Raw genomic sequence first — 25,340 nt, forward strand, 5'->3', positions numbered from 1 at the left:
AAAAAATTCTTTTTGCTTATTTATCAGCAATTACCGCGATTAGCTTTGCATTGCTTTTACTTTTCGAGTTTCGCTTTTTCTACAGGCTTTTAATCGGAATTGTAAGTCTTACAGCTCTTACAGAGCTTTTATATAGACCTTTAAAACTCAAAAAAATCTTGGTTGCGGAAGGTGGTAGATATGAATGAATTGCTATCGCTCTTCTTCATATTAGCGGGTATCGGCATTACACTGATCACACTAAAATGGTGGAAAACGCTTGGAGCACCAAATTTGCTCATTGGCTTATTCATTTTTTTGAACGGAATTTTACTCTTCGCCTCAATAAAGGGATACGAAGTTTCGATATTTCAGGGGTTACTCGGATGGGCATTCCTTCTTTTGGCAATACTCTTGCTAATTCTAAGGTTGAGGAAAAGGTGCTGAGGGGGTTTGCAGGAACAAAACCATATTCAAGTAAATCCAAGCGCATCTTCAGTTGAGCTCTAATTGGATTAAATTTCTACCTTTATTTCCCTGAAACTCTTCTTTTAGTTTAAAATTTAAGCTAAAGTCTTCCCCTGTAGAAAGAAGTTGCAGGACATCCTAAGCATTTCTCAGCATTGTATCTGCTACAACTTCCACAGTCTACACCGCACGGAGCAGGATCGATTTTCTCTGCAACGACTTTAAGATCTAAAAAAGGATCATATTGAATCTCTCTTATCGGATAAACCTCATACCTTCTTATTCCGGGTTGTGCCCTTAAGGAGCATTTTTCGAGAGTGATACTTTCAAGCGAGTGCAAATCTTCAGCCCAAACAAGTGCAAATAGATTGTAGCCACCAATGGTCACAAAGAATTTGATTATTCTCGGGCACTTTTCAAACCTTCTAAGTAAATTTTGGAGTGCCTCCGAGCTTTCTACTTCCATTGCCAATAGTGCAAGGATGATTCCAAGCTTTTCGACATTGAGCAAAGCAGTTGATTTGATTTTATTCTCTCTCTCAAGCCGATCTATCCTCTTTTTCGCACCCATTGCGGAGATTCCAACTTCTTTTCCGATCTCAGAAAGATTTGGACGTTTTGCCCTCTGGAGCATTGAAATGATCTTCCTGTCTTTTTTGTCCATCAACTGCCCTAATTTTTTGAGTTTAAAAATTTAACCAACAAAACAAGATCAATTTAGATTTTAAATTCTCCATGAAATTTACTGCTTGCGAAGCAGAGTTAGATTTTTAGCTCTTCAAGGCTTTTTCTGAAAATGCCAAACTATGGCCAGCATCCGTTGAGACCGCAACCCGGAGTTTCAGCGATTCACTCAATTTTTGGTCTTTTTCGCAAAATCAATGAAAATTGCGAGATCTAAAAAATATCCCCTGCTCTACATTTTTATAGGCTCTCTCTTGGCATTAGCGACTTGAGTTTAATTTTTAAACCAAAGGTTTATATCTCGATTAAGTTATAAACCGCCATGGAAGAGATTCTTAAGAAAATGGAAGAGATGATCGGCGAAAAGCCGATGCCACAAGTTCTGTTTTCCAAGATCTGCCCTGAATGGATTCCAAGGCAAATAGAGGAAAGAAAGTTTGTAATGGATCTTCCAGAAATTCCAGAGAAATACAAACATCTTATAATGATTGCGGTCTCTGCTGCTTTACAGTGTGAAATGTGCACTGAGGTGTTTGTTAAGATTGCAAAAAGAAGAGGAGTCAGCGATAGAGAAATTGCGGAGGCAATTCTTACAGCGAGGTTTGCAATGGCTTCTACGATTTTTGCAACAGCTACAAATGCTTTAAAATGGCTTGTGGGTGAGGATAAATGATCGACGCCTTAACTGCATTATCGCTCTTCATCACTGGCCTCATAGCGGGAACCCTTGGCGGTTTGCTCGGCATAGGTGGTTGCGTTATAATGCTACCCTCGCTTAGCTTCATATTCAATTATCCCTTGCCAGTGGCAATTGGAACGACGATCACCGCTGTGATTTTGACCGCAAGCTCGGGAGCGATTGGGCATTTAAGAATGAAAAATGTTGACTTCGCAACTGCGAAGATCGTTGCAGTTAGTGGAGCAATCGGCGCCATGGTTGGTTCGCTGATCTTCTTCTACATCGCAAGCGAAGTCTGGCTTCTGAACTTAATTTTGGGCTTTGCTTTCCTATACGTGGCTTTAAGAATGGTCTATGAGGGGATAATAAAGAGAAAGATGCCTGAAAGGACTGGTAACACCGTTCCTGGAAGCAAAGCTTCAAAGGGCACAATTGGGTTCTTTATAGGCATAATCACTGGAATCGTAGGGCTTGGTGGTGGATACGCTCTCGTTCCTTCGTTTATCTATTTGCTCGGCTCCGCGGTTAAAATCGCGGTTGGAACTTCGCTGGCTTCATTCATAAGCATGGCGGTTGTTAGCGGAGCTTTCAAGCTTTATCAGGGTCTCGTGGATGTGGTTGCTGCATTAAGCATCGGCATCGGGGCGGTCATTGGTGCTCAGATTGGAGCAAGACTCGTCAAATTTGTCCCTTCATGGACTATAAAAGCACTCTTTGGCTTCGTTTTTCTTTACGTTTCGCTACGCTTCATATGGCAAGGTTTGGGAGCGACATAGGGCTAAAATTTAATTTTATTTTTGTTTTGATTCGAATCTGTTAGTAGCCATGCGAGTTCGACAACTTGCTTTTGGAATATTTGAGCTAAACGCTGGCGAATATTCGTAGCAAAGCATGAGTCCAAAACAATGCTTCTTGAAGCCCTAATTGAAATAAATTGAACAAATGAAATCGTCTTCGAAAGAATTCGCTTTTAACATAAACTCAGAAAAATACTTTTTAAAAACTACTCCCCCAACCACTCCTTCTTGAGTTCAGCAAAATATCCTCCCTTTATCGCCTCCCTGATCTCTTCCATAAGCTTTAGGAAGAAGTAAACGTTGTGATAGGAAGCCAAACGGAAATAGGTAAGCTCGTTTGAAACAAAAAGATGATGGATATAGGCTCTGGAGTAATTCTGGCATACAAAGCAATCGCAAGCGGGGTCAAGCGGTTTTGAATCATTTCGGAACTTCGCATTCTTGATGTGAACCCTGAACTTGTTCTTAACATTCCCACCCGCACTCGGGGACACGTATATAAGTCCCCTTCTTGCCCATCTTGTCGGAGAAACGCAGTCGAACATGTCGATGCCCTTTTCCACGGAGTTAAAGATGTCCTCAACCGCACCTATGCCAAGCAAATGTCTTGGCTTATCTTCAGGAAGCAATGGAACAACCCAGTCAAGAATGTTCAGCATGTCCGCTTTACTCTTTCCAAGCGAACCGCCAATGCCGTAACCATCGAATTCGTGCTTTAAAATAAACTCCACTGATTTTAGGCGCAAATCTTTGTATTCACCTCCCTGAACTATTCCAAAAATCGCTTGGCTTCTGTCATAGCACTCCAAGCATCTTTCAATCCATCTGTTCGTCCTTTCGAGAGCTTTTGCTGTATACTCTTTATCTGAAAGCGGAGATGTGCATTCGTCAAATACAAAAACGATGTCCGAACCAAGATTTGACTGAATTTTCATCGACTTCTCTGGAGTTAGACGCATTAAACTGCCGTTGAGCGGATTTCTGAAGCTTATTCCATCTTCATCAACTTCAATCCACTTTTCACCCTTTTTGCTCACATTTCTGAGCCTTTCAAGGAAAATGTTGTCCGCTATCTTCCCAATTCCATGCTCCATTCCAAAGCCAAGAGAGAAAACCTGAAAACCTCCTGAGTCTGTAGCTATGACTCCATTGAAGTTCATGAACTTGTGAAGCCCGCCAAGTTCTTTGATAAGCTCATCTCCGGGCTTCAAATGGAGATGGAATGTGTTAGCCATTATTATTTCAACACCAAGCTCCTTAAGGTCTCTGAAATCCAAAGCTCGAACGCTGGCAAGCGTTGCAACAGGTAAAAAAGCGGGAGTGCGGAATTTCTTGCCTCTAACTTCCGCAACTCCCGTTCTTGCAGAACCTTCGTAGCAATTTACCTTGAACTTCAGAATCATTTTCTAAGGCTTTGCGTAGCATTTGCTACCTCGACAATTCTTCTTGCAAGGGCTCTTGCAGTATTCAGGGCAATCTCGTCCTTCTTCACACCACGCCAGCCCGCATCTCCTTGGATCACTCCAACTGGAAAGCTACCCGTGGTAATCGGATTCTCAGCTGTAGAAACGACAATCATCGCCTGTCCGAGAGCGTAAACGATCAAGCTCATTGCAACAAACTCCGCACCACCATGTCTTAAACCCGAAGTCACCACAGGGGCAAACACTTTATTTCTGAGCCTGAAACCGCCCATTCGATCCATTCTGCTTCTGTCAATAAGGTTCTTAACAATTCCGGGAACACTGCCAAAATAAGTTGGGGCTCCAATTACTATTGCGTCAGCTTTTCTCATAGCTTCAAGCACTTTGAAAATGTCATCCTTTTGCACGCAATCTCCCTTTAAGCACGCATCACAGCCTTTACATGGGTTTATGTTGTAATCCGCGAGGTTTAAAATCTCCGCTTCCGCACCAAGCTTTTTTGCCTCCTCGACAAGAGCCTCAAGCAAGGCATAAGTATTTCTTTTGTTAGGGCTCCCATTTATTGCCAAAAGTTTCATGAAAAAAATCGTTAGGCAGGGTTAATATTAATTGCTAAAGTTTGCAGTGCTGAGCAGAGTGCTATCAACACCTTCAACAATTGGTGCTTTGGTTAGCACTTCTCCTTTAAGCAAATATTTGATTTCAACTTCTTCGTTGGGGTTTAGGGATAGATTCCACGTGATCGTTGAATATCTGCCTTCAGAGATTTTTGCATTCTCTGCCCTGACTTCTCCAGAACACGTCTCGACTATTTTAATTTCTCTCTTTGCCTTGGTAAAATTATAGACGATCAGTTTAACTTCTTTCATCCCATCTCTCTCGTTTATGTGCCTTTCCACATGCAAATAGCCCATTATTCTTGCAACTATTCTGTCCACTTCCACAGGATCTTTTTCAAGGACTTCGCAAACCTTTTTGGCTATCAGAGGCAGGATCTTTGCTATAACTTCCTCTTTTTTCTTTTTAGCCTCTTGTTTCCCTTTTCTGTCAATGTATTCCTTTAGTTTCCTTCCAACCTCTTGAAGAGCGAGCCTTGCTTCTTCCATGATCTCCGGAATTGGAGAGATCGCCTCCTTCGACTCAGAAGTGTATGGGATATTCGTCGAAGCAAGATGGATCAAGATCACCGCATTTCCATATGGAAGCTCTTCTTTCGTCTGTTCAAGTCCATAGTTTTTCCAGTTGATGGTTTCGACAACTTTTGTAAGAGCACAACCTCCTTGCTGATAAAGAAGCGGTATTTTGTTTGCAAATCTAAGAAGTATAACTTTTTCGGTTTTTATTTCACCACCGTAGGCAATCGCAGCCTCAACGAGAAATGGATGTCCCGAGTAAACTTTCGGCTTTCTCGTGACAGCATAAACGAATTCCGGAGAATACTCGGAGATCAGGCTACGCATTAAAAGCTCTTCGCCGATTGGCGAAAGGCAGTCAACTGGTGGCGGAAGGAGTTCAACGTTTTTGAAAGCTTCAAGCAACCTAACAGCTTCTTCTCTTCCAAGTTTTTTTGGATCCTCCTCCCCCGAAAAATTTGCTTTTGCTAAAATCTCGTCTGCAATCTTATCTCCGACTCTAACAAACTCCTCTTTAAGGAATTTTCTCAGCGTAGGAGTGTTTGTGAATTTCAGCATGTTCATCAGCTTTCCAAGCTCAATACCATGCGGATGGGGTTTTATTGACTTTGCTGGTTTTGGCATCTCGTTGGAGGACCTTTTGAATTCGTAAATGGCTCCATCAGGATCAACGAAGGTAATTTTTGCATGCGGATTCACAACTGAAGTCTCTTTTAGGTATTCGAAAACGCTCTGCTTTCGGTCTTTTACGTAGCTACCCGCTATTTCGAATTCTACTCTCGTGCCATGGGGCAGATACCAGTCCTCTTCACCTTCACTTTCGATGATTGGTTCGTTCTTCTTCGTATCTATGTATAATGCGATCTTGTATGCCTTCTCTGCTCCAATGGGCTTTGTAACTATCACAGCAGGCTTTCCAGTTGTTAGCTGTGCATAAAGCACTGCTGCAGAAATTCCTATGCCCTGCTGACCTCTGCTTTGCCTTATCTCATGAAATCTCGAGCCGTATAGCAATTTTCCAAATGCCCTTGCTACAAGTTCTTTCTTTATTCCTGGTCCGTTATCTTCCACAACCACCCTAAAATTTTCCCCAGCTTTCGAAATTCTTACGAATATGTCCGGTAGAATTCCCGCATCCTCGCAGGCGTCAAGAGAGTTGTCCACAGCCTCCTTCACTACAGTTATAAGAGCTCTTGCGGGATTTGTGTAGCCAAGAATGTGTTTATTTTTCTCAAAAAATTCTGCTATGCTTATTTCTTTCAATTCACTCATATTTCAGCGCCAACAACTGTCTGAGTTTTCGTGACCCCATTAATTTTCCTGATCTCGTCCACGGTCTTGTTCAGCTCGGAAAGGCTGTCTGCGTGGATTATGACGACAAAATCAAACTCGCCAAAGACGTGGTAGACATCTTTTACCTTTTTTATATCCTTAATTTTCACGTATACTTCCTTTTCTTTCCCCGCAACAACGTTTACAAGGGTAACTCCGACAACCATAATTTCAGGACGATTTGAAACTTTTAATACTTTCGTCGTCGATTGAGCTCATCAATCTTCTCCAAAACCAAGCTCTCTTTTAATTTGCTCGTAAAACTGGGCAAGGAATTCATGTCTTCTTTTAGCAAGACTTTTTGCGGTGTCGGTGTAGAGCAAATCTTTAAGCTTTAAAAGCTTCTCTTCGAAATGTCTGAGCGTTTCCTGAACCCCTCGCCCTTTCTCGCCTGCAACCATAAAAGCCCTTGCAACTCCAATTGCACCAATTGCATCGAGCTTATCTGCATCGCTTAAAACCTTTGCTTCGAGAGTTTTAGGCTCAATTCCTGCGGAAAATGAATGTGATTCAATTGCATGAGCCACCGCCTCAACAAAATCATCACTGTAGCCTTGAACTTTTAGAATTTTTCTTGCAAGCTTTGCAGACTCGATTGCGTGGTTTTCTTTGTCTCTTGCAGAGTCATGAAGTTCGGCAGCTTTTAGAACTATTTCAAGATTTGCCCCTTCTCTTATTGCTATGAATTTTGCAAGTTTAACCACTCTTTGCACATGATCTTCACCATGTGCCACAGTTTTTGTTGTCTTTGGTATTATAATATTTACCTTACCTTTTTAATAAGCTAAGGATAAGGCAAATACAACAAAAATCTAAAAGTGTTTTATAAAACACTCTTTTCCATCATCAAACCTAATTTCGCCCAGCTCAACAAGATCGAAGTCTGAGAAGGCGGACTCAATGAGCAGTTTATCGTTTACAGCCTTGAGCAAACCCATTCCAAGGTATTTTTTGCCTTTGTAAAGTCCAACGATTATGTTTTTAAACTCGGCTTCAGAGAAAATGAAGACATCATCGACTTCGTAAAGCTCTTTTAGTTCTCTGAGAATTGTGTGATCTGGATAGCAGTTTTCTTTGGTGCAAATCGCAAGAAATTCGTCTCCAAGCTTTGCAAAAGATAACTTGACACCAAGAACGGTTTCAACAAATTCTGATACGTCTTTACCTCTTAGAATGTCAGGTTTGAGCATAACATTCTCTCTTTTTACTTCCACTACTATCGCATTCCTCAGGAATTTCTTATAGCTCTCGCATCTTGCCTTTGCTCTTTCAATTTTGTCTCTTTTCATGACAAAGCTGTTCTCGACTTCGAAAACTTCCCAATCATCGAATATCTTACCTTCAAACGATACAACAAGATCGGGCTCAATGATCTCGAGCTTTGCAAGCTTGTATTCTCTCGCTCTTCTGCCTTTTACCCAGCCAGTTGTGTCAACGATTTTTCTGCCTTCAAGTTTCTTTAGCTCTTTCCAGAGCCTCGCTACTCCACGCAAACACTTTAACTCTCTGCCTTGCGGAGTAATGCTACCTACGAAGAACCCGTTAAGCATTTGGACTTGCGAAAGGTTAACCACGTCGCACGCAAATCCATAGCCCATTGCTCCCGCATGAGCTACGTCTGCCTGCCCGATGTCAAGATCAAGCACGTAAGCTCCGCCAACTTTGTTCGCCAAATAAGTTGCAAGAGTGCTTTTTCCGCTGTCAACTCCGCCGTAAAGAAAAACCGTCTCCCAGTCTTTCTTTGCAAGTTTTTCCCAGCTTTCGGGAATTGTGGACTCATTCAAGAGCTTGTAGTCTCCATTCAACTCAATTTTGCATTCCTCAAGGCAGTAAATCGGGACAAATTTTTCACTCTCGAAACTCTTTATCTTATTGGACCCAATAACTTCCGCATTGCCTTCTATTGCCACTTTTCCCTTTGCGAGAACTGTGCAACCCTTTGGAGCGATCATTTTTCAAAGCTTTTGAGTAGTGTTCAAAAAATTTTCTTCGATCTGTCAAAGTGAATGGACAAATAGCAAAGTTTTAATTTTATCTGACTTAATAAAAATATGGAGCTCAGAGAGGGCAGTATAATCAGTGGCCCTTTTTGGGGCGAGGCTGTGAGGGTTGAGAAGGTTGAGCCAATTGGGGATCGTATTAGGATCGTAGGTTACACGATCAATTCAAAGCAGTTCGTCGATCGTATTCTTAAAAAGGAAGATCTGGAAAGGGTTAAGATTCTGAAGCCAGGATTAGATTTTTCTGCAAATTCCGAGAATGCTTTCTATTTCCTCGAGGCGATAAGGTTTAGAAATGCATCGCTTTTCGATCCACTGCTTGCCGTCAACGTTTCGAAAATAGATCCGCTACCATTTCAAATCGAAGCTGTGTATGGCTACATCTTAAAACAACCAAGAATTAGATTTTTGCTCGCTGACGATCCGGGAGCGGGGAAGACGATAATGGCGGGGCTCGTTATAAAGGAAATGAAGTTACGAGGACTTGCGAAAAGAACTTTGATCGTTGTTCCGGGGCATTTGAAGGATCAGTGGAGAAGGGAGCTGAATGAGAAATTCAAGGAAAGCTTTGTTGTTCTCGACAGAAACACGTTCAACGCTCACTATGGCGAGAATCCTTGGGAGAAGAACGATCAAATCATAACTTCGATAGATTTTGCAAAGCAAGACGACATATTAGCCTCGCTTTCATCCGTGCACTGGGATCTTGTAATTGTAGACGAGGCACACAAAATGGCTGCTTACAAATATGGCGAAAAAGTTTCAAGGACCCAGCGATACAGGCTTGGAGAAGTTCTTTCGAGGAATTCCACTCATCTACTATTCCTAACCGCAACCCCGCACAAGGGAGATCCTGAGAACTTCAGATTGTTTTTGGATTTGCTTATTCCTGGCTTCTTTGCAACGCAGGAAATGGTTCAGGAATCGCTTGCTAATAAAGACAATCCACTTTTTATAAGAAGGCTGAAGGAAGATCTTAAGGACTTCGAAGGAAAACCAATCTTTACAAGGAGATTTCCGAAGACGATCAAGTTCTGGTTGTCCGAGGAGGAAAAGGAGCTTTACAACGAAGTCTCAAGATACGTGGTTGAGCAATACAACAAGGCTTTGCAAAGTGAGAAGAAGAGAAATGTGGCATTTGCTTTGCTGATTTTGCAAAGAAGAATGGCATCAAGCACCTTCGCATTACTCAGATCGCTCGAGAGAAGAAAGGAAAGACTTGAAAAGATATTAAAGGGAGAGGAGAAAAGAAGAGAGCCCATAGAATTTGAAATTGAAGAAATTGAGGAAGAGGAAGAGAGCGAGAGGTGGAAAAGAGAAGAAGAATGGGAAGCTATAACTGTTGCGAAGGATTTTGAGGAGCTTAAGCGAGAAATAAGGAGAATTGAGGAACTGATTGAGAAGGCGAAAAGAATCGTGAATAGCGACGAAGAAGTTAAGCTGAAAGAGCTTAAAAAGGCAATTGAGGAGGGATTTGCGAAGATAAAAGAAATCGAAGGCAATCCAAAGATTTTGATTTTTACAGAGTCGAGGGATACGCTCGAATACCTTGTAAAGAAGATCAGAAGCTGGGGATACAAGGTTAACTTCATACACGGCGGAATGAGCATCGATGAAAGGATTAGGGCTGAGAAGGTTTTTAAGGATGAAACGGAAATAATGGTTGCGACTGAGGCTGCGGGGGAGGGAATAAATCTACAGTTCTGTCACATAATGATAAACTACGACATCCCATGGAATCCAAACCGTCTCGAGCAGAGAATGGGGAGAATTCACAGATATGGACAGCTAAAGGACGTCTACATCTTCAACCTCGTCGCTGTGGATACAAGAGAGGGAAAAGTTTTAGCAAAACTACTTGAAAAACTTGAAGAGATAAGGGAGAAGCTTGGAAGCGATAAAGTTTTTGACATAATTGGCGAAATCTTTGAAGGCAAGGATTTGTATACGCTGATCGTTGAAGCTGTGACGAATGCTAAAACGCTTGACGAAATTCTGAGTGAACTCGATATAAAGCCCGATGAGGAGTATATCTCAAGGATAAAGCAGATCCTCGGCGAGAGTTTGGCAACAAAGTTTATCGACTATACGAGGATAAGGGAAATGACTGAAAAAGCAAGGGAATACAGGCTGATCCCTGAATACGTTGAGGAGTTCTTTGTGAGAGCCTTTACGAAGGCTGGTGGAAAAGTGAGGCGAAAAGATGGCTTCATTGAAATTGATTCTATTCCTCCAGAGCTCAGGGATATAGCTGAAAGCGTGGAGTTTAAGAACAGGTATGGCATTCTAATGAGGAGGTATCCAAAGGCTACATTTGACAAGGAAGTTGCTTTTAAGAATCCGGATGCTGAATTCATCTCTTTTGGGCATCCGTTGTTTGAGGCGTTGCTTGAATGGGTGATCAGAAAGCATGGCGAGGAAGTGAAGAGAGGAGCGGTTTTCAAGGATCCTTCTGGAAGGCTAAATGGCTTCATTCACTTCTACATTGGCGAGGTTCTCGATGGAAAGGGAGAAATTGCTGGGAGGATGATAATTGCGATCTACGAAGGAGAAAGGATTGAGGAGATAAATCCCGCGATTATCTGGGATTTAAAGCCTGAAAGCGGAAATTTTGAGGCATTGAAAGATGAAAAGAAGCTATTGCCATATGTTTTGGACGTTCTCGAAAAATACAAGGCAGAGATTTCGATGGAAAGGGAAAGACAGGCGGAAGTAAAGAAAAAGTATGGTCTGAAATCACTCGATTATTTGATTGGACAGCTTGACGTTGAGCTTTCTGAGCTATACGAGAGGCAGGCAAGAGGAGAAAAGGTTGATTTGCCGATAAGGAACAAGGAAGAACAGAAAAGAAGATATGAGGAGGCAATAAAAAAACTTGCTGATGAAATAGAGCTCGAAAGGAATTTGTCGATAAGAACTCCTGAACTTCTGACAGTTATAAGGGTTTTGCCAGAGAAAAGTGAAGTTGTTGCGAGTGAAGAGGTTGAGAGAATTGGTATGGAAATTGCGATGGAATTTGAAAGAAGGAGTGGCAGGGAGCCGGAAGATGTCTCAGCTTTGAATCTTGGCTTCGATATAAGGTCTAAGGGAGCGGATGAAATAAGATACATTGAAGTCAAGGCAAGGGCTGATGAGGGCGATGTAGCATTGACTCCGAACGAATGGTTCAAGGCTAAGAGGTTTGGCAACGATTACTGGCTCTACATCGTCGCCAACGCATTAACAGCTCCTAAGCTTTACCTGATAAGGAATCCTGCGGAAAACCTGAAAGTTCAGGAAGTCGTGGGCATAGTTAGATTCATAGTTCCGAAGGAGCAGTGGAAGTCCGCGGGGATGCTTGGATTTTCTGAAAGATGAAATCTCAAAAAACAGCTTTTCACAGAAAATTTTTTTAAGAATCCAAGTAAAGATTGGTCATGGCTTTCAGTATGGGGATCAGGGGCAAGGTTTGCAACGTTGGCTATCGCTTGTTTTTACTTAAAGAAGCTGACTCGCTTTTAATTCCATGCTTTAATGCAAGAAATGAAAAAGAACAGGTTGAGCAATTTCTTGAATTTGTGAAAAGCAAAAAGCCTGAAGAAGGGATTTTATGAGGGCATTCATTGAGGAGAGTTTTCCAATAAAAGAAGTGAGCGAGATCTCAAGGAAGGAGAAGAACATTCGCCATGGGCATATCTCGACTTTGCACATCTGGTGGGCAAGGCGACCTCTGGCAGCTTCAAGGGCGACGAGTTATGCGGCGCTGATTCCTGCGGTTGGAGACGTTGAAGAGTGGGAGAAGAGAAAGCAGTTCATTATAGAGCTTGCGAAGTGGGAGAACTCTCTGAATAAGCATATAATTGAGAAGGCGAGAAAAGACATAGTTGAGGCAAATGGAAAGGCTCCGAAAGTCTTAGATGCTTTTGCTGGTGGTGGTTCGATTCCGCTTGAAGCTTTGAGGCTTGGGTGCGAGGTTTTTGCAGTGGAATACAATCCAGTTGCGGTGTTGATTCTTAAGTGCACTCTTGAGTATCCGCAGAAGTTTGGGAAAAAGCTCGTTGATGAAGTCAAGAAATGGGGAGAATGGGTTCTTGAAGAGGCGAGAAAGGAGCTGAAGGATTTTTATCCTGAAGATGAGCTTGAAAGCAACGCTTTGTCGCTTGAAATGGAGAACAAAAAGGAAAAGATGGCTCCAGTTGGCTACATATGGGCGAGAACGATTCCATGCCAGAATCCTTCTTGCAACGCGGAGATTCCTTTAATGCGTCAATTCTGGCTTGCAAAGAAGGATAAGAAGAAAATTGCCTTAATGCCCTTCGTTGAAGGCGGAGAAGTGAAGTTCAAGATCGTTGGCGATGGCTACGAAGAGATGCCTGCAAATTTCAATCCGGAGAAAGGGACTGTTGCGAGAGCGGTTGCGAATTGCTTGGTTTGCGGTTCAACTGTTGACGACAAAACAGTCAGAAAGCTTTTCCAGCAGGGAAAAAGCGGGCAGAGAATGATAGCGGTTGTGCTTAACAGCAAAAAAGGAAAAATTTACAGGATTGCAACACAAAAAGACATCGATGCCTACAGAAAAGCGGAAGAATACCTCAAGGAGAAGAGGGCAAAGCTCATGGAGGAATGGGGAATAGACCCCGTGCCTGATGAACCTATGCCACCAAAGGAAACCTTGGGTTTTCGCGTTCAAAGATATGGTATTCTAAAATGGGGAGACCTTTTCAACTCACGCCAGAAGCTTGCTTTGATAACCTTTGCTGAGAAGGTCAGAAATGCTTACAGCAAAATGATTGCTGAAGGCATGGATGAGGAGTTTGCTAAAGCTGTCGTGAGTTATTTAGCTCTTGCTGTGGATATGGTTGTAGCTTCCTGTAATACTTTGGGCAGGTGGGAAACTACAAGGGAGTTAATTGCAGATGTTTTCTCGCGTCAAGCGCTCCCGATGATCTGGGATTTTGTTGAACCCAATCCCTTTAGCGGTGGATCAGGAAGTTTAGAGAGGATACATGATTACTATTACACCAAAATTCTCGAGCACCTTACAAGCATAAACCCGTAAAGGATTGAAAAATCTCAAAACGATTTTATAAAATTTATTGTTATTTTTAGCAGAGCCAAAGTTCGTGCAAAAATCTCGATATAAATTTTCAGCAAGTATCAATTTCGAGCCTTTTTAGGCAAAAGTCAAAGGTGATGCGGAAGTTTGAAAGGAACTCCAAGCCAAGAATGACCTCGCCAATTTCGGAAGTTTCAATAAATCCGTCGACTCGATAATCGTTTACAATTACAAAGCCATAAGTGCCTTTCGTCTTTAAAATCCTTCCATCGGGCATTAGAAGTGTTCTTTCGCTCATCGAGAGCTTTGAGAACTCGAGTTCGGTGAAGATGTCTTCGGGGAGCATTAAAAAACCCTCATAGCCAGTGTCAATTATTGCGACCACTTCTCCACTTTCGGGATACCTTTTGCCTGTAAATGCATTCTCGACTTTTATCCCCAAGACAGGGAAACTCAACGAGTGGAAAGAACTTCATAGTTTTTTGAGTCTAACTCCAAACCTCGCCTCCTGTTTGAAATCTGAGCGCAAAATTCTAAGACCTCTAAAATCGAGACCCTTCTCTTTCAGCGTTTTAACGAGCTCCTCAAGACTTTTAGCTTCCGCAACCTTCTCTTCGCCCTTAAAGGCAAAGTATATTTTGTCTTCTCTCTTTAGCTCCTGAATGTAATTTTTGACTGCAATTTCGACAAATTTAGAGATTTCTCCTTTCTCCTTTCCAAACTTATCTCTCAAAAGCTTTCTTAGCTCTTTTTCAGTCTCATCGTCAAGCACTATCGTCAACACGCCCATAATTAAAGTTTACTTAAGTATTATTTAAATCTACTGAATCCCAGAAAAATTCTTAAAGATTGAATCTGAGTTAGTTTATGGAAGCGAGAGTCCGGGTAACAAAGAAAAGGACGATCTATTTGCCAAAAGAGATAACAGAAAAGCTCGGAATAGAGGAGGGGAGCTGGCTAAGGCTGAGGGTTGAGAAGGGAAAGCTTGTTGCAGAAATTATTGAAAGTCCTTTTGCTCTTGGTTTGAAGGGAAAGAAGTTTGCTGAAACTACATTCGAGGAATTTGAAAGAGAATCGGAGAAGTTCCAGGAGGAGATCTTTGGTGAAAATTCTTCTTGATTCCACTTACCTTCTGCCTGCTGTTGGAGTTTCTGTTAGTAATTCAGAAAAAATTCTTGAGACCCTTGAATGGCTGAGAAAATCGAAAAAGGCTGAGTTTTACTATTCTGAATTCAGCATCCTCGAAATAATTGCAAAAGTAGCAAAGATGAATTACGATGAAGAAGTCGTTGCTCTGGGTTTGCAATCCATTTTTGAAAATCTTAAAGAAGCTAAGGCGGGCATTAAAGCTTATTTAATGGCTTTGAAGCTAAAAAGTGAGTTCAGAGATTTCATTGACCTGCTTTTGCTTCTCACAGCGGATGAAAACGGAATTAAACTGCTTACAAGAGACAGGGAGCTCAAGGAATTTGCCGAAAAACTTGGAAAAGGCAATGTAGTTCTAAGCGAGGAGGAAATTTGCGGAGAGAGCAAAAAAATTCAACCTAACTGGCATTAAAGCGAAGTTAATAAGGAATTTGCGACTTTAGAGCTTTTGAGAAGTAAAAGCCACTATTTTGAGCCTCTGAACAGCTTAATTACAGAAAATTGTCGAACCTATAAGCCCCTATGAGTTTTCAGCCAATTTCGAGTTTTATCGAAGGATAGCTTTTCTGGACAGCAAGAAAATGCTTATCCCCTGTTTTCAGGGTTAGATTGTTGTTTAGAGCAACAGCTGCAATGATCAGGTCAGAAGCAGGAATGGGACTACCGTTTTCTACCATCTTTTGCGAGATTTCAAGAGCGAGCGCGTAATCCTTGAGCGAGGGGACAATGATGCTCAGATCAAGCATAACCCCCTTTGGAAATTCGATCAGATTGATTATAGTAGTGAAACCTTTTAGTTTTCTACCCTCTTTCATTGCTTTTATCATTTCGTTCGTGTCGTAAAGGATCGCATCCTCTCCCATTCTAACACCCTTGACTTCTCATAGTATTCTTCGTATTTCTCAAGCCCCGTTTTTTCAACCGCATCCCTGAATTCTTTTCCGAGCATTCTCGTTATTTCTTCCCCTGAAATCGTCCCCTTTTCGAGTTTTTCAAGGTATTCGATTATCGCCCTCCTTGCAACCTCGCTCCATTTCACTTCTCTGAACTTTTTCATCCTCTCATAAACTTCGGGCGGGATGGACAAAGTGATGTTTGGCATAATATTTGTGTGAATCCACATATTTAAGTTTTAACACATCATGTGGGAATAAGTTTAAAACGCAAAGCGATATTAACATGCTAAGCGATTCCAACTTGATGTTAAATCAGGTGGTAATCGTTGAAAAGATCAGGGCAAATCTTAATGGAGCTTTTCAAGCCGGATTTGTGGAAATAAAACGGGAGGTTGAAAGATCATGAAGGCGATAAGAATTCCGAGCGTGCTTCAGGCTTCCGCAACCGAGTTACCTTTTCCTGACGACTACTTTGATGCAGTCTTTACGGATCCGCCATACTACGACAACGTTCCATATTCGTATCTCTCGGATTTCTTTTACGTTTGGCTAAAAAGAACGATTGGAGACCTTTATCCAGAGCTTTTTGCAACTCCTTTAACTCCGAAGTCGAAAGAAATCGTTGCCTACTCTCATCAGGGTGGTTACGAAGAGGGAAAGAAGTTCTTTGAAGATATGCTCAAAAAAGCGTTTAAAGAGATTTCAAGGGTTCTAAAACCAAACGGAATAGCGGTGATCGTTTACACTCATAAATCCACAGCCGGCTGGGAGACTCTGATAAATTCACTGCTCGATTCAGATCTCGTTCCCACAGCGACTTGGCCAATCGATACAGAAATGCAAGCGAGACTTATTGCAAGAGAATCTGCAGCTCTCGCATCTTCTATCTACTTCGTCTGCAGGAAAATGAAAAGGGAAGAAGTTGGATGGTTGAGCGAAGTTAAGGAAGAACTGAACAAAAGATTGCCAAAAAAGCTCGAAGAGCTTTGGAAGGAAGGAATAAGCGGATCTGACTTCTTTATTTCTGCTATTGGCTCATCAATAGAGGTTTTTGGAAAATATCGCAAGATCATGGACTACGAAGGAAATGAAGTCTCAGCGGGGAAGATGATTGAGATCGTGCGGGAAATCGTTACGGATTATGTGTTTAGACAAATTATACATAATGGAATCGCAGGAGAGCTTTCATCGCTCACGAGGTTCTATCTTCTTTATCGCTGGAGCTTTGGTGAAGCTAAAATTCACTTTGACGATGCGAGGAAGCTTGCTCAGAGTGTAGGAGTAGATCTTGAAAGGGAATGGAACAGGGGATTTATAAAGAAAGAAAAGGAATTTATAAGAGTTCTTGGGCCACAGGATAGGAAGATTGACGAAATAAGGAGTAATGAGCTCATAGATGTTCTTCACAAAGTCCTTTTGCTCTGGAAAACTGGAAGAAAGGATGAGATGAAGGAGGTGCTTAGCGAGAGCGGATATGGGCTAAAGGAAGCTTTTTATCGGGTTGCTCAGGCAATAAGTGAAATTTTGCCACTGGAAAGTGCAGAGAAAAAGCTTCTCGATGGATTTCTGAGCGGTAAAGAGAGGCTGATAAGTGACATGAAGGAGAAAGCCGGGGATGTGAAAACAAGGCAGAAGAAGCTATTTGAATGAAAACTTTATAAAGTAGGAAATTAAAAATTTTTGATCCAGGGAGGGAAGGTGAAGCTCATGAAACCCTTCACGCAGATTGTAAGACCTCATGATGACATTCTTGAAGGAAGGCTTACAATGGATGTTTTTGCAGCAGATCTCTGGCAGGTTGCATTTGGTAACGCTCCGCCAGAGTATCGAAATCCTGAACTTTTCTTCAGGAAAACTTATCTAACAAAAGGGCTTAAGAATCTGATAGAAGTTGCTAAAAACAGGCTTCTTGGCAAAACAGGGGATGCGGTTGTTCAGCTTCAAACTCCTTTTGGCGGAGGAAAAACACATGCTCTTATAGCTTTATATCACAGGGCAAGGGAGTGGAATGCAAAAGTTCTGGTATTTGATGGAACCGCGCTTAGCGCTGAAGTTAGACTTTGGGAAGAATTTGAAAGGCAGTTAACTGGAAAGATCGATATAGCAAGAGGAGAAGCACCACCGGGCAAGGAAAAGCTGATAAAACTCATTTCCGAAAACTCACCACTGTTAATCCTTATGGATGAAGTGCTGCAATACATAACAAAAGCATCCGCTATTAAAGTGGGAGATTCAAATCTTGGAGCTCAAACACTTGCCTTTTTGCAAGAGCTGATGTCTGCAGTTGCAAGCGTAGGTAATGCGATGCTTGTGATAACTTTGCCATCAAGCGTTCTTGAGCACTACGATGAAAATGCGGAAAGGGCTTTCCAACAGCTACAGAAAATCGCAGGAAGGATGGAAAAGATCTACAATCCGGTTGAAGACGACGAAATCGAGCAGGTTGTTAGAGCAAGACTATTCAGCTGGGTTGATGAAAAAGAAGTCGGAATTGCTGTAGAGGAGTTCATAGACTACGCAAAGAGGGAAAATTTGCTCACAAACGACGAGATTTCAGCTTACAGGGAAAGATTTTTGAAAAGCTTTCCATTCAAACCCGAAGTAATAGACGTTCTTTACAAAAGATGGGGCTCATTTCCAACCTTTCAGAGGACAAGAGGAGTTTTAAGGCTGTTGTCGCTTGTGATCCATAACCTTGTTGACAAAAATGTTCCCTTCATTCGTCTTGCGGATTTCGATCTAAACAACAACGAAGTAAGGAGGGAGCTGATCAAGCATATAGGACAAGAGTGGGACAGTGTAGTTGCTCAGGACATAACTTCAAACGATTCAGGATCAAAAAAAGTCGATAAGAGCCTTGGAGCTTCTTACTCGGCTTACAGACTTGGAACTGCGGTTGCAACAACGATATTCATGACCTCATTTTCTGGAAGAGGTGAAAAAGGAGTTAATGTTCGTGAAATAAAGCTGAGTGTCTGCTATCCTGAGTTTCCAAGCAACGTGGTGGACACCGTAATAAATGGTATTAGAGAAAAGCTGTTCTATTTGTCCGATGAGGGCTTTTACTTCACTAACCAGCCAAACCTGAATCGCATAATCGTAACGAGAGAAGAAAATGTCACTGAAGAGAAGATCTATGAAGAAGAGCTCAAAATCTTAAAAGATGCTCTAAAAAAGGCAAGCAGGTTCAAAATTATAATCCATCCTAAATCTTCCCGCGATATTCCCGATACTGAGGATCTCAAGCTTGTAATCCTAAAGGAAGAAAAACCCGAGCAAGAGTTTGTGGAAAGAAATGGTGAGACTCCGAGAGTTTACAGGAACACTCTTATATTCCTTTGCAGAGATAAAGGCTACGAAGAGCATTTTTCAAGATTTTTGAGGACTTTAATTGCTCTAAGGTCTTTGAAGGATGATAGAATGCTAAGGCTTACAGATTCGCAGAGAAAAGTTTTACAGGAGAAGCTGAAGGATTTCGAGAACAGAATTTATGAGGAACTAAGGCGGTTGTATAGGCGTTTGTATCTGCCAAAGAAGGATGGATTCAGGGAGATAGATCTCGGAATACCGTCATACGGCGAGAAGGAACTTGAAAGCGAAATCTTTGAGAGGTTGAAGGGGGAAGGAGAGATCATCGAGAAAATCTCAGCAAAGCTTTTGAAGGACAGATTTCTTAGGGGAGATTATCTTGAAATTTCAAAGCTTTACAGAGCGTTTCTTACGACACCAGGAGAGCTCAGGATTTTAACGAAAGAAGGATTCATCGAAGGTGTCAAAGAGGGCGTTAAAGCGGGGCTTTTTGGCTTTGGCTATCTAACGGGCGAAAAGCTTGAGTTCGTAGCGATTAAGAAGGAGCCGAAGGTGGAGCTGAGAGAAGAGGAGATTATAATTAAGCCCGAGCTCTTTGTTGAACAAAAGGAACAAAAGATAACAGAAAAGCCTAGGGAAGAGAAAGAAAAAGAAGAGAGGGAACCTGTTAAGAAAGAAATCCGTGAAGAAACAATAAAATCCATTGAATACAGATTAAAAGTCCCTCCAACGAAGATTTCCGATGTGGTAAAGCTCGTATACTTTCTGAAGGGAAAATTCAGTTCTTTTGAGATTGAAGTTTCGCTCAAAGCAAGCGATGGCGAGTTGAGCAAATCCGAGCTTGAAGATAAGGTTAAGGAAGCTTTAAGGCAGTCAGGAATAGCAGTAGAGGAGGAAAAGGCTGAATGAACTCTATAAGCTTAAAAGCAGAAATAATTGGCAACTTTTTTAAACAAGGGCTGATGCGATTTCTGGAGTGAAGGAAAGAGAAGGGATTGAGATTCTCACTGCAAGCCCAAGAAGGGCTTTGCTTAAGCTTTCCGCACCGATGATAGTCAACAACGTAGTTTTCACACTTTACAACATCGCAGACGGGATCTGGGTTGCGGGACTTGGAGCGAATGCGCTTGCAGCCCTCGGGATCTTTTTCCCACTTTTCATGATCTTTATTGCCCTATCTTTCGGGTTAAGCGTCGCTTCAAGTTCTGCTATTTCAAGAAAAATCGGCGCTCAGGATCTACAGGGGGCAAGAATGGTTGCAATGCACGCATTTGCAATGGCTGTATTCGTCTCAGTGTTGATAATGAGCCTAATCTTCAATCTTGAATCTGCTCTAAGAATTCTTGGAGCGGAAGAAGAGGTTCTGAGGCTATCGATTGAATACGGAAGCATAATGGTTCTCGGTTCCTTTTTGCTTGTTTTCAACAGCGTAAGCGCTGGCTTGCTTAATGGCGAGGGGAATGCAAAAAGGGCAATGATTGCAAATGTCATGGGTTCAACGCTGAACATAGTTCTCGATCCAGTTCTCATCTACGTTCTTTCGCTTGGAGTTGCTGGCGCTGCGTATGCAAGCGTCATCTCGCTCTTCGTTTCCTCGCTTGTATTCATTTACTGGTTTTACAATGGTAAGAGCCATATTAAACCCTCTTTTGGTAGATGGAACTGGAAGATGGCTTTTGATTTGTTCAGAGTTGGAATTCCCGCGTCGATTGGCATGATTGTAATGTCAGCGTCGCTCATTTTCATAAATCGGATAATTCTTGCAACTGGAGGCGAAGAAGGGATTGCGATCTACACCGCTGTCTGGAGACTCATGCAGATCGGTTTTATTCCTCTTTTTGGAATCTCTGGCGCCCTAACAGCGGTTTCAGGTGCTTCTTATGGAGCAAGGAATGCGATAAATCTCAGAAAAGCCTATTACTATGCCTTGAAGCTCACTATAAGGATAAACACCTTAATACTTGCATTCCTGTTACTCTTCGCTCCGCAAATTTCCTACGTTTTTGCCTATACTGAAGAGAGCCTTTTGATCTACGATGGTCTTGTGAGTTCGCTGAGAATTTTAGCCTTCATACTTCTCTTCGCTCCGATTGGCATCGCAACAAGCTCGACTTTTCAGGGAATGGGCAAGGGAGAGAAAGCTTTAGCTTTAACACTTCTTAGGGTCTCAATTCAGGTTTTATTGGCTTATTTTCTTGCCTTGGAGTTTGGAATCGGATTCGAGGGAGTTTTGCTTGGCGTAGTGTTTGGAGATGCTATATCAGCTATTTTTGCCTTCTCGTGGATTAGGGTTGAGATGTCGAAAGTTTGAACTTACTCAGGACTTTCGACTTCTTTTATGATGAGCCCCATAACGTTTGGCTTCGCATCGAGAACCTTCGTAAAGTTCTTGTCCCCCATTATGGCGATGCTGAAACCATCTTCGAAGTTCTCGAAGTAGTAATACTCGAAGTCCTTTTCAGTCTCGTTAATCTCGGTAAAGAAGTAGTTCTGGGTGAAGTGCGCTCCCCAGACCTTCTCGTATTGCTGTGATGTGAAGTTATATCTGAAGCCCTGGAAGAAGAAGTCTACAATGCTCTCGTTTGTCTGATTCATCCTGAAAATCTGTCCAGCAAGGTCTCCATGGGTGAAGAATGCAAAGGCATAGGTCTCGTTGAGCTTTGAGAGGTAATTGCTGATTCCAGTTTTATTGCCTGTTGTGGCATTTTCTGCTATTTCTGCTACGAGAGAATAATGCCCAACTATAAGTGGCGAGATTTCAGTGATAATAGCCACACCGAATTTTGAAACCTGCATTTTATAATTCCCGATGGTGTATTCACCCGAACTTGCAAAATAAACCTTTGAGGTATTCTCATCAATAAAATAAACTGGATAACCACCATAGCTTGCATAAACGAATTCCTTTATTGGATGCGTGAACTGAACTATACTGCTGTGAAGGTAACCAGTGCTGAGGGCATCACTTGCACCCATCTCAGTGAAATTAACAAGCGGATCATTTTTTCCAAGCTTCTTCATGAGATTGTTTAACTCGGTAAGATTGAAGTAGTAAAAAAGCCCCCCTTCAGGGGCGAAATCAGCCCATTCCCTAAAATCCGCCATATAAAGCTTGACTTCTCTTTTTTCAACCTTTGAACCGCCAGACATGTATGCGAAAACAGAGCCGAGCATGATGAATGCGAGTATTAACGCAAGGATCCTTGCAGATCTCTTCTCAAGTTTTCGAGCCATGAGTGGAGTTTAAGGGCGGAATATAAAATTTGTTCGGACATAGCTTAACTTCTTTAGAACTCCTTTTTTGCTTTAAATCGTCTCCCTAAGATCCCGTAAAATCAAAAATCTTTATAAGTTGAAAGTCCATGCTTACTTAAGCCGGGGTAGCCTAGCTGGTTGGGGCGACAGACTCATAATCTGTAGGTCGCGGGTTCGAATCCCGCCCCCGGCATATTTTCGAAGGTTAGATGCACGGAAGCAAAGTTTAACGTTTTAAATACTCGAAAAGAAATTGTAAAAAGTGTGGACATGAACTGGAGTTAGGAAATAAGGGAGTTCATAATGCAGAGAATAAACGAATTTGAAAGAGAAAAGAGCATAAAGGAGGCAATGGAGATTTTGAGCAACAGAAAAGGAGTTGAGCGGGGCTTTTCTGCATCTTCTGTGAGGGAAGATCGTGACCGTTCTTGACGCTTCAGCACTTGCAATGATTCTGCTGAAAGAAGGAGGATGGGAAAAGATTGAGCTTTCCGTAAAGACTGCAATTCCGGAGCTTGCAGTCATTGAAGCTGATCGTCAAAGGCATAAAGGTTCTGAATTCGAGTGATTAGCTTTTCAGGAATGGAACCCTAAAATACGTAATTTTCTCACCTATAGCACTTTTTTAAGAGATCTGAACGATCTACCCGCGGAGAAATGCTGATTAGAAAGGATAATTTCGGGATTAGGTTTATCTTCCCATGGGTTAAGTTTACTCATGAAGAAAATGCTTGTTTGCCCGATATGTAATTCCAACGAAATCGATCTCGACACTGGAGGCTACACTGGAAAATACCGCTGTAGGAAATGCGGTTATATTGGAAGTTTTATCCTTGAAATGACCGAGGGCGAATACAGAGAGATGCTGGAAGAAAAAAAGTTGGAGAAAGATGAGGAGAAAACAAAAAAGAAAGATTTTGGTAGATAAGTTCTGTTCACCCTTAAATAAGACCCCAAGAACTCATCCAGCCCGTGAAACCACCATAGAGAAGCTGAGCTGCGAATGCGGCGATTATTATTGTCATAAATCTACTTATTGCTCTTATTCCGTTTATTCCAAGGATTTTTATCAGAAGTTCTGAGTATCTAAGCAGTAAATAAGCCAGCAAAACAACGATAAAGACGCTTATAATCAGAGAGAGCATCGAAACTGTTTTTGATAGCACGATAATAGTTGTCATCGTTCCCGGGCCTAAGAGAAGCGGTGTTGCAATCGGCACAATTGCAATCTCTTGTTCGCTCTCTACAGCTTTGGTTCTTGGCAATCCACTGAGCATATCTATTGCAATTACCATTAAAAGAATTCCACCACCGATTTGCAGGCTAAAAATGCTGACTCTGAAGAAATCGAGAATCAGGCTTCCACCAATGGCAAGAACGATCGCAAGCATTAAAACTGTCAACATAGATCTTCTAACGATCTGGTGCCTTTTTGCGGGGTTCATACCTTCGGTTAGTGATAGAAAAGTCGGAATTACGCCTACTGGGTTCAGAACCGCAAAGATCTGACCAGTAATCGAAACAATCTGAATCAGCATCGCATCCATATCTCTCGTTGCTGGTATAGAGTAGCTTTATAAATTCTTTTTTGAGCTTTAGGATAAACTTTGAGCCTAAGCAAGTAATGAACTAAATTCCAAATGCCAAAAGTTTTTTGGCAATTATCTCTGCCACAGTTCCTACACTAACGGAAAGTTTAATTAGCAAATAGCCAAGTTTCGGCATGAGGCATTTGATCTCCATTGCAGATCTGAGCAAAGAGGAAATTCTTGAATTGCTGAAGCTTGCAGTGAAGCTAAAGAATGATCGAAAGAAGGGGATTTTTGATGAGAAGCTGAAGAACAAGACTCTTGCAATGCTCTTTGAGTTGCCATCAACGAGGACAAGGATCTCTTTTGAGGTTGCAATGCTCGAACTTGGCGGAAATGCGCTTTATTTGAACTGGAATGATCTACAGCTTGGCAGAGGGGAGCCGATAAAGGACACTGCAAGGGTTATGAGCAGATATGTCCACGGGATCATGATCAGGGCAAGAAGGCATGAAACAATTGTTGAATTGGCTAAATTCTCTTCTATACCCGTAATAAACGGTTTGAGCAATTTGGAGCATCCTTGTCAAGTTCTTGCTGATTTGCTAACGATTTATGAGCATAAAGGTCTGAACGCAAAGATCACTTGGCTCGGAGATGGAAACAACGTCTGCAACTCTTTGATTCTGCTTTCAGCAATTCTTGGGCTTGAAATGGTCGTAGCATGTCCAAAGGGCTATGAACCCGCGTTGCTCTCTAAAGCGCTGGAAATCGGCGGTAAAGTGAGGATCGAGAGAGATCCCAAAAAGGCTGTTGAGAATGCTGATGTCCTTTACACTGACGTATGGGTTTCAATGGGGCAGGAAGCGGAGAAGGAGAAGAGACTTAAGGATTTCAGGGGCTACGAAATCTCGATGGAGATCGTTAAATTAGCAAATGATCCCATAATTATGCACTGCATGCCCGTGCACAGAGGAGAAGAGATCATGGATGAAGTCATAGAAAGCAAAAATTCAGTGATCTACGAACAAGCTGAGAACAGATTGCATATGCAAAAGGCGATATTGCTGAAGTTTTTGAGCTAAATAATTCGTTTATTTTTGGATTAATCTATTGTGTGTCGTAGTTAAAATCTCGTCTCATTTTTGCTTTCAATCTATACTCGTAGACTTTCAAGTTTTATCTCAAGCAGCTCTTTTATCTTCCTGTCGCTTTTTACAGGCAAAAGATCTTCTGTGAAGTATTTGAGAACTGGAACACTTTCTACGCTTTTCGATCTAAAAGCTCCAGAATTGCTGATATTGACCCTTTAGGCATCGACTTTATCTCCTCCTCGCCCAGGGATATCAGCGCAAATTCACTTTCGTCACAGTAATCCCTTAGATTGCTTTGAGAGCGAAACTTAGAGGATTGGGACCTAGCATTTCAGACTATTCTGGATAACTTAAAAGAATCTTTAACCAAGCCTATGTTACAATGCTGTTAGGAAAAGGTAGAGTAAGCTTGAATAGCAAGGGCTCCTTAGAAGCGAACCTATTAGAGGATTTAGGAACGATTGGGTTAATTCTAAAGGCGAGGTTAAATTCAGAAGGCAAACCTTCTGGTGGCGCAATATAAAGGCCATTGAAAGATCGGATCCGGCATCATCTTTATAGCTTCACGGCTCCACCGAAC

29 protein-coding genes and 1 tRNA gene are annotated in these 25,340 nt (G+C 41.9%); 17 read left to right on the plus strand and 13 right to left on the minus strand.

What is annotated here, in order from left to right:
- On the plus strand, positions 1-188 hold a 188-nt coding region (locus tag QXI54_04605; protein MEM0302435.1), incomplete at its 5' end, for a hypothetical protein.
- The gene (locus QXI54_04610; protein MEM0302436.1) at positions 181-426 is read left to right on the plus strand and encodes a hypothetical protein; all 246 of its coding nucleotides are present in this window, start codon (positions 181-183) and stop codon (positions 424-426) included. The genes QXI54_04605 and QXI54_04610, both read left to right, overlap by 8 nt.
- A 121-nt stretch (positions 427-547) precedes the next feature.
- On the opposite strand, the gene QXI54_04615 is transcribed toward QXI54_04610, so the two are convergent.
- Positions 548-1,111 carry an Lrp/AsnC family transcriptional regulator gene (locus tag QXI54_04615; protein ID MEM0302437.1) on the minus strand — a complete coding sequence of 188 codons (564 nt, stop codon included), beginning with the start codon at positions 1,109-1,111 and terminating at the stop codon, positions 548-550.
- A 342-nt stretch (positions 1,112-1,453) separates the two neighbouring features.
- Here QXI54_04615 and QXI54_04620 point away from each other — a divergent pair, with 342 nt between their 5' ends.
- Both QXI54_04620 and QXI54_04625 read left to right on the plus strand, forming a co-directional pair.
- Positions 1,454-1,804: a carboxymuconolactone decarboxylase family protein gene (locus QXI54_04620; GenBank protein MEM0302438.1), complete on the plus strand. Its 351-nt coding sequence runs from the start codon at positions 1,454-1,456 to the stop codon at positions 1,802-1,804.
- Positions 1,801-2,586, plus strand: a complete 786-nt coding sequence (locus QXI54_04625; GenBank protein MEM0302439.1) for a sulfite exporter TauE/SafE family protein — start codon at positions 1,801-1,803, stop codon at positions 2,584-2,586. The genes QXI54_04620 and QXI54_04625 overlap by 4 nt, the downstream gene beginning before the upstream one ends.
- 227 nt (positions 2,587-2,813) lie before the next feature.
- Here QXI54_04625 and tgt read toward each other — a convergent pair whose 3' ends face one another.
- The 6 genes from tgt to QXI54_04655 form a co-directional block, all read right to left on the minus strand.
- Positions 2,814-4,010, minus strand: coding sequence for a tRNA guanosine(34) transglycosylase Tgt (gene tgt, locus QXI54_04630; GenBank protein ID MEM0302440.1), 1,197 nt, complete (start codon positions 4,008-4,010; stop codon positions 2,814-2,816).
- A complete protein-coding gene (locus QXI54_04635; GenBank protein MEM0302441.1) occupies positions 4,007-4,609 on the minus strand; it encodes a flavodoxin family protein in 603 nt (200 codons plus the stop codon). The genes tgt and QXI54_04635 overlap by 4 nt, the downstream gene beginning before the upstream one ends.
- Before the next feature lie 27 nt (positions 4,610-4,636).
- On the minus strand, positions 4,637-6,436 hold the full coding sequence (locus QXI54_04640; GenBank protein MEM0302442.1) for a DNA topoisomerase VI subunit B: 1,800 nt from the start codon (positions 6,434-6,436) through the stop codon (positions 4,637-4,639).
- Positions 6,433-6,663 carry an Lrp/AsnC ligand binding domain-containing protein gene (locus tag QXI54_04645; GenBank protein MEM0302443.1) on the minus strand — a complete coding sequence of 77 codons (231 nt, stop codon included), beginning with the start codon at positions 6,661-6,663 and terminating at the stop codon, positions 6,433-6,435. The genes QXI54_04640 and QXI54_04645 overlap by 4 nt, the downstream gene beginning before the upstream one ends.
- 51 nt (positions 6,664-6,714) lie before the next feature.
- On the minus strand, positions 6,715-7,230 hold the full coding sequence (locus QXI54_04650) for an HD domain-containing protein (protein MEM0302444.1): 516 nt from the start codon (positions 7,228-7,230) through the stop codon (positions 6,715-6,717).
- Positions 7,231-7,308: 78 nt separating this feature from the next.
- Entirely contained in the window at positions 7,309-8,448 is a 1,140-nt protein-coding gene (locus tag QXI54_04655) for a Clp1/GlmU family protein (GenBank protein MEM0302445.1), read from the minus strand.
- 99 nt (positions 8,449-8,547) lie between these two features.
- On the opposite strand from QXI54_04655, the gene QXI54_04660 reads away from it, so the two are divergent.
- From QXI54_04660 to QXI54_04670, 3 genes are read left to right on the plus strand one after another with little or no spacing between them, the layout of a single operon-like run.
- Entirely contained in the window at positions 8,548-11,853 is a 3,306-nt protein-coding gene (locus QXI54_04660; protein ID MEM0302446.1) for a helicase-related protein, read from the plus strand.
- Positions 11,854-11,912: 59 nt separating this feature from the next.
- Positions 11,913-12,089: a hypothetical protein gene (locus tag QXI54_04665; GenBank protein ID MEM0302447.1), complete on the plus strand. Its 177-nt coding sequence runs from the start codon at positions 11,913-11,915 to the stop codon at positions 12,087-12,089.
- On the plus strand, positions 12,086-13,534 hold the full coding sequence (locus QXI54_04670) for a DUF1156 domain-containing protein (protein ID MEM0302448.1): 1,449 nt from the start codon (positions 12,086-12,088) through the stop codon (positions 13,532-13,534). Before QXI54_04665 ends, QXI54_04670 begins: the two co-directional genes overlap by 4 nt.
- Positions 13,535-13,622: 88 nt before the next feature.
- On the opposite strand, the gene QXI54_04675 is transcribed toward QXI54_04670, so the two are convergent.
- Together QXI54_04675 and QXI54_04680 are read right to left on the minus strand one after the other, a co-directional pair.
- The gene (locus QXI54_04675; protein ID MEM0302449.1) at positions 13,623-13,988 is read right to left on the minus strand and encodes a clan AA aspartic protease; all 366 of its coding nucleotides are present in this window, start codon (positions 13,986-13,988) and stop codon (positions 13,623-13,625) included.
- Positions 13,989-14,003: 15 nt separating this feature from the next.
- Entirely contained in the window at positions 14,004-14,321 is a 318-nt protein-coding gene (locus tag QXI54_04680) for a ribbon-helix-helix domain-containing protein (GenBank protein ID MEM0302450.1), read from the minus strand.
- A 77-nt stretch (positions 14,322-14,398) separates the two neighbouring features.
- On the opposite strand from QXI54_04680, the gene QXI54_04685 reads away from it, so the two are divergent.
- Both QXI54_04685 and QXI54_04690 read left to right on the plus strand, forming a co-directional pair.
- Positions 14,399-14,650, plus strand: a complete 252-nt coding sequence (locus tag QXI54_04685; GenBank protein MEM0302451.1) for an AbrB/MazE/SpoVT family DNA-binding domain-containing protein — start codon at positions 14,399-14,401, stop codon at positions 14,648-14,650.
- Positions 14,634-15,089 (plus strand): PIN domain-containing protein, encoded by a 456-nt coding sequence (locus QXI54_04690; GenBank protein ID MEM0302452.1) that lies wholly within the window; start codon positions 14,634-14,636, stop codon positions 15,087-15,089. The genes QXI54_04685 and QXI54_04690 overlap by 17 nt, the downstream gene beginning before the upstream one ends.
- Before the next feature lie 118 nt (positions 15,090-15,207).
- On the opposite strand, the gene QXI54_04695 is transcribed toward QXI54_04690, so the two are convergent.
- The gene (locus tag QXI54_04695; GenBank protein ID MEM0302453.1) at positions 15,208-15,540 is read right to left on the minus strand and encodes a type II toxin-antitoxin system VapC family toxin; all 333 of its coding nucleotides are present in this window, start codon (positions 15,538-15,540) and stop codon (positions 15,208-15,210) included.
- On the minus strand, positions 15,501-15,779 hold the full coding sequence (locus QXI54_04700; GenBank protein MEM0302454.1) for a hypothetical protein: 279 nt from the start codon (positions 15,777-15,779) through the stop codon (positions 15,501-15,503). The genes QXI54_04695 and QXI54_04700 overlap by 40 nt, the downstream gene beginning before the upstream one ends.
- A 196-nt stretch (positions 15,780-15,975) precedes the next feature.
- Here QXI54_04700 and QXI54_04705 point away from each other — a divergent pair, with 196 nt between their 5' ends.
- The 3 genes from QXI54_04705 (at position 15,976) to QXI54_04715 (ending at position 21,193) form a co-directional block, all read left to right on the plus strand.
- The gene (locus tag QXI54_04705) at positions 15,976-17,223 is read left to right on the plus strand and encodes a hypothetical protein (GenBank protein ID MEM0302455.1); all 1,248 of its coding nucleotides are present in this window, start codon (positions 15,976-15,978) and stop codon (positions 17,221-17,223) included.
- 30 nt (positions 17,224-17,253) lie between these two features.
- The gene (locus tag QXI54_04710; GenBank protein ID MEM0302456.1) at positions 17,254-19,791 is read left to right on the plus strand and encodes a hypothetical protein; all 2,538 of its coding nucleotides are present in this window, start codon (positions 17,254-17,256) and stop codon (positions 19,789-19,791) included.
- A gap of 67 nt (positions 19,792-19,858) precedes the next feature.
- Positions 19,859-21,193: an MATE family efflux transporter gene (locus tag QXI54_04715; GenBank protein ID MEM0302457.1), complete on the plus strand. Its 1,335-nt coding sequence runs from the start codon at positions 19,859-19,861 to the stop codon at positions 21,191-21,193.
- A 2-nt stretch (positions 21,194-21,195) separates the two neighbouring features.
- Here the strand turns inward: QXI54_04715 and QXI54_04720 are convergent, their stop codons facing one another.
- Positions 21,196-22,116 (minus strand): hypothetical protein, encoded by a 921-nt coding sequence (locus QXI54_04720; GenBank protein MEM0302458.1) that lies wholly within the window; start codon positions 22,114-22,116, stop codon positions 21,196-21,198.
- A 140-nt stretch (positions 22,117-22,256) separates the two neighbouring features.
- Here QXI54_04720 and QXI54_04725 point away from each other — a divergent pair.
- The 4 genes from QXI54_04725 to QXI54_04740 all read left to right on the plus strand — a co-directional run bounded on the left by QXI54_04725 (position 22,257) and on the right by QXI54_04740 (position 23,065).
- Positions 22,257-22,330, plus strand: a tRNA-Met gene (locus tag QXI54_04725).
- Positions 22,331-22,440: 110 nt separating this feature from the next.
- A complete protein-coding gene (locus QXI54_04730) occupies positions 22,441-22,569 on the plus strand; it encodes a hypothetical protein (protein MEM0302459.1) in 129 nt (42 codons plus the stop codon).
- On the plus strand, positions 22,556-22,705 hold the full coding sequence (locus tag QXI54_04735) for a hypothetical protein (GenBank protein MEM0302460.1): 150 nt from the start codon (positions 22,556-22,558) through the stop codon (positions 22,703-22,705). Before QXI54_04730 ends, QXI54_04735 begins: the two co-directional genes overlap by 14 nt.
- 150 nt (positions 22,706-22,855) lie before the next feature.
- Positions 22,856-23,065, plus strand: a complete 210-nt coding sequence (locus tag QXI54_04740; GenBank protein ID MEM0302461.1) for a TFIIB-type zinc ribbon-containing protein — start codon at positions 22,856-22,858, stop codon at positions 23,063-23,065.
- A 13-nt stretch (positions 23,066-23,078) separates the two neighbouring features.
- Here the strand turns inward: QXI54_04740 and QXI54_04745 are convergent, their stop codons facing one another.
- The gene (locus QXI54_04745; GenBank protein ID MEM0302462.1) at positions 23,079-23,684 is read right to left on the minus strand and encodes a MarC family protein; all 606 of its coding nucleotides are present in this window, start codon (positions 23,682-23,684) and stop codon (positions 23,079-23,081) included.
- Between the two features lie 176 nt (positions 23,685-23,860).
- On the opposite strand from QXI54_04745, the gene argF reads away from it, so the two are divergent.
- The gene (argF, locus tag QXI54_04750) at positions 23,861-24,751 is read left to right on the plus strand and encodes an ornithine carbamoyltransferase (protein MEM0302463.1); all 891 of its coding nucleotides are present in this window, start codon (positions 23,861-23,863) and stop codon (positions 24,749-24,751) included.
- Positions 24,752-25,340 lie beyond the last annotated feature (589 nt).

Source organism: Archaeoglobaceae archaeon (assembly GCA_038734275.1).
Taxonomy (GTDB): domain Archaea; phylum Halobacteriota; class Archaeoglobi; order Archaeoglobales; family Archaeoglobaceae; genus WYZ-LMO2.

Coding starts and splice junctions, on each gene's coding strand:
- QXI54_04720 (MEM0302458.1), bottom strand. CDS start 22,116: ATGGCTCGAAAACTTGAGAAGAGATCTGCAAGGATCCTTGCGTTAATA.
- QXI54_04645 (MEM0302443.1), bottom strand. CDS start 6,663: ATGGTTGTCGGAGTTACCCTTGTAAACGTTGTTGCGGGGAAAGAAAAG.
- QXI54_04670 (MEM0302448.1), top strand. CDS start 12,086: ATGAGGGCATTCATTGAGGAGAGTTTTCCAATAAAAGAAGTGAGCGAG.
- QXI54_04635 (MEM0302441.1), bottom strand. CDS start 4,609: ATGAAACTTTTGGCAATAAATGGGAGCCCTAACAAAAGAAATACTTAT.
- QXI54_04625 (MEM0302439.1), top strand. CDS start 1,801: ATGATCGACGCCTTAACTGCATTATCGCTCTTCATCACTGGCCTCATA.
- QXI54_04615 (MEM0302437.1), bottom strand. CDS start 1,111: ATGGACAAAAAAGACAGGAAGATCATTTCAATGCTCCAGAGGGCAAAA.
- QXI54_04655 (MEM0302445.1), bottom strand. CDS start 8,448: ATGATCGCTCCAAAGGGTTGCACAGTTCTCGCAAAGGGAAAAGTGGCA.
- QXI54_04680 (MEM0302450.1), bottom strand. CDS start 14,321: ATGGGCGTGTTGACGATAGTGCTTGACGATGAGACTGAAAAAGAGCTA.
- QXI54_04640 (MEM0302442.1), bottom strand. CDS start 6,436: ATGAGTGAATTGAAAGAAATAAGCATAGCAGAATTTTTTGAGAAAAAT.
- QXI54_04685 (MEM0302451.1), top strand. CDS start 14,399: ATGGAAGCGAGAGTCCGGGTAACAAAGAAAAGGACGATCTATTTGCCA.
- QXI54_04610 (MEM0302436.1), top strand. CDS start 181: ATGAATGAATTGCTATCGCTCTTCTTCATATTAGCGGGTATCGGCATT.
- QXI54_04730 (MEM0302459.1), top strand. CDS start 22,441: ATGCAGAGAATAAACGAATTTGAAAGAGAAAAGAGCATAAAGGAGGCA.
- QXI54_04695 (MEM0302453.1), bottom strand. CDS start 15,540: ATGGGAGAGGATGCGATCCTTTACGACACGAACGAAATGATAAAAGCA.
- QXI54_04700 (MEM0302454.1), bottom strand. CDS start 15,779: ATGCCAAACATCACTTTGTCCATCCCGCCCGAAGTTTATGAGAGGATG.
- tgt (MEM0302440.1), bottom strand. CDS start 4,010: ATGATTCTGAAGTTCAAGGTAAATTGCTACGAAGGTTCTGCAAGAACG.
- argF (MEM0302463.1), top strand. CDS start 23,861: ATGAGGCATTTGATCTCCATTGCAGATCTGAGCAAAGAGGAAATTCTT.
- QXI54_04740 (MEM0302461.1), top strand. CDS start 22,856: ATGAAGAAAATGCTTGTTTGCCCGATATGTAATTCCAACGAAATCGAT.
- QXI54_04745 (MEM0302462.1), bottom strand. CDS start 23,684: ATGGATGCGATGCTGATTCAGATTGTTTCGATTACTGGTCAGATCTTT.
- QXI54_04620 (MEM0302438.1), top strand. CDS start 1,454: ATGGAAGAGATTCTTAAGAAAATGGAAGAGATGATCGGCGAAAAGCCG.
- QXI54_04705 (MEM0302455.1), top strand. CDS start 15,976: ATGAAGGCGATAAGAATTCCGAGCGTGCTTCAGGCTTCCGCAACCGAG.
- QXI54_04665 (MEM0302447.1), top strand. CDS start 11,913: ATGGCTTTCAGTATGGGGATCAGGGGCAAGGTTTGCAACGTTGGCTAT.
- QXI54_04660 (MEM0302446.1), top strand. CDS start 8,548: ATGGAGCTCAGAGAGGGCAGTATAATCAGTGGCCCTTTTTGGGGCGAG.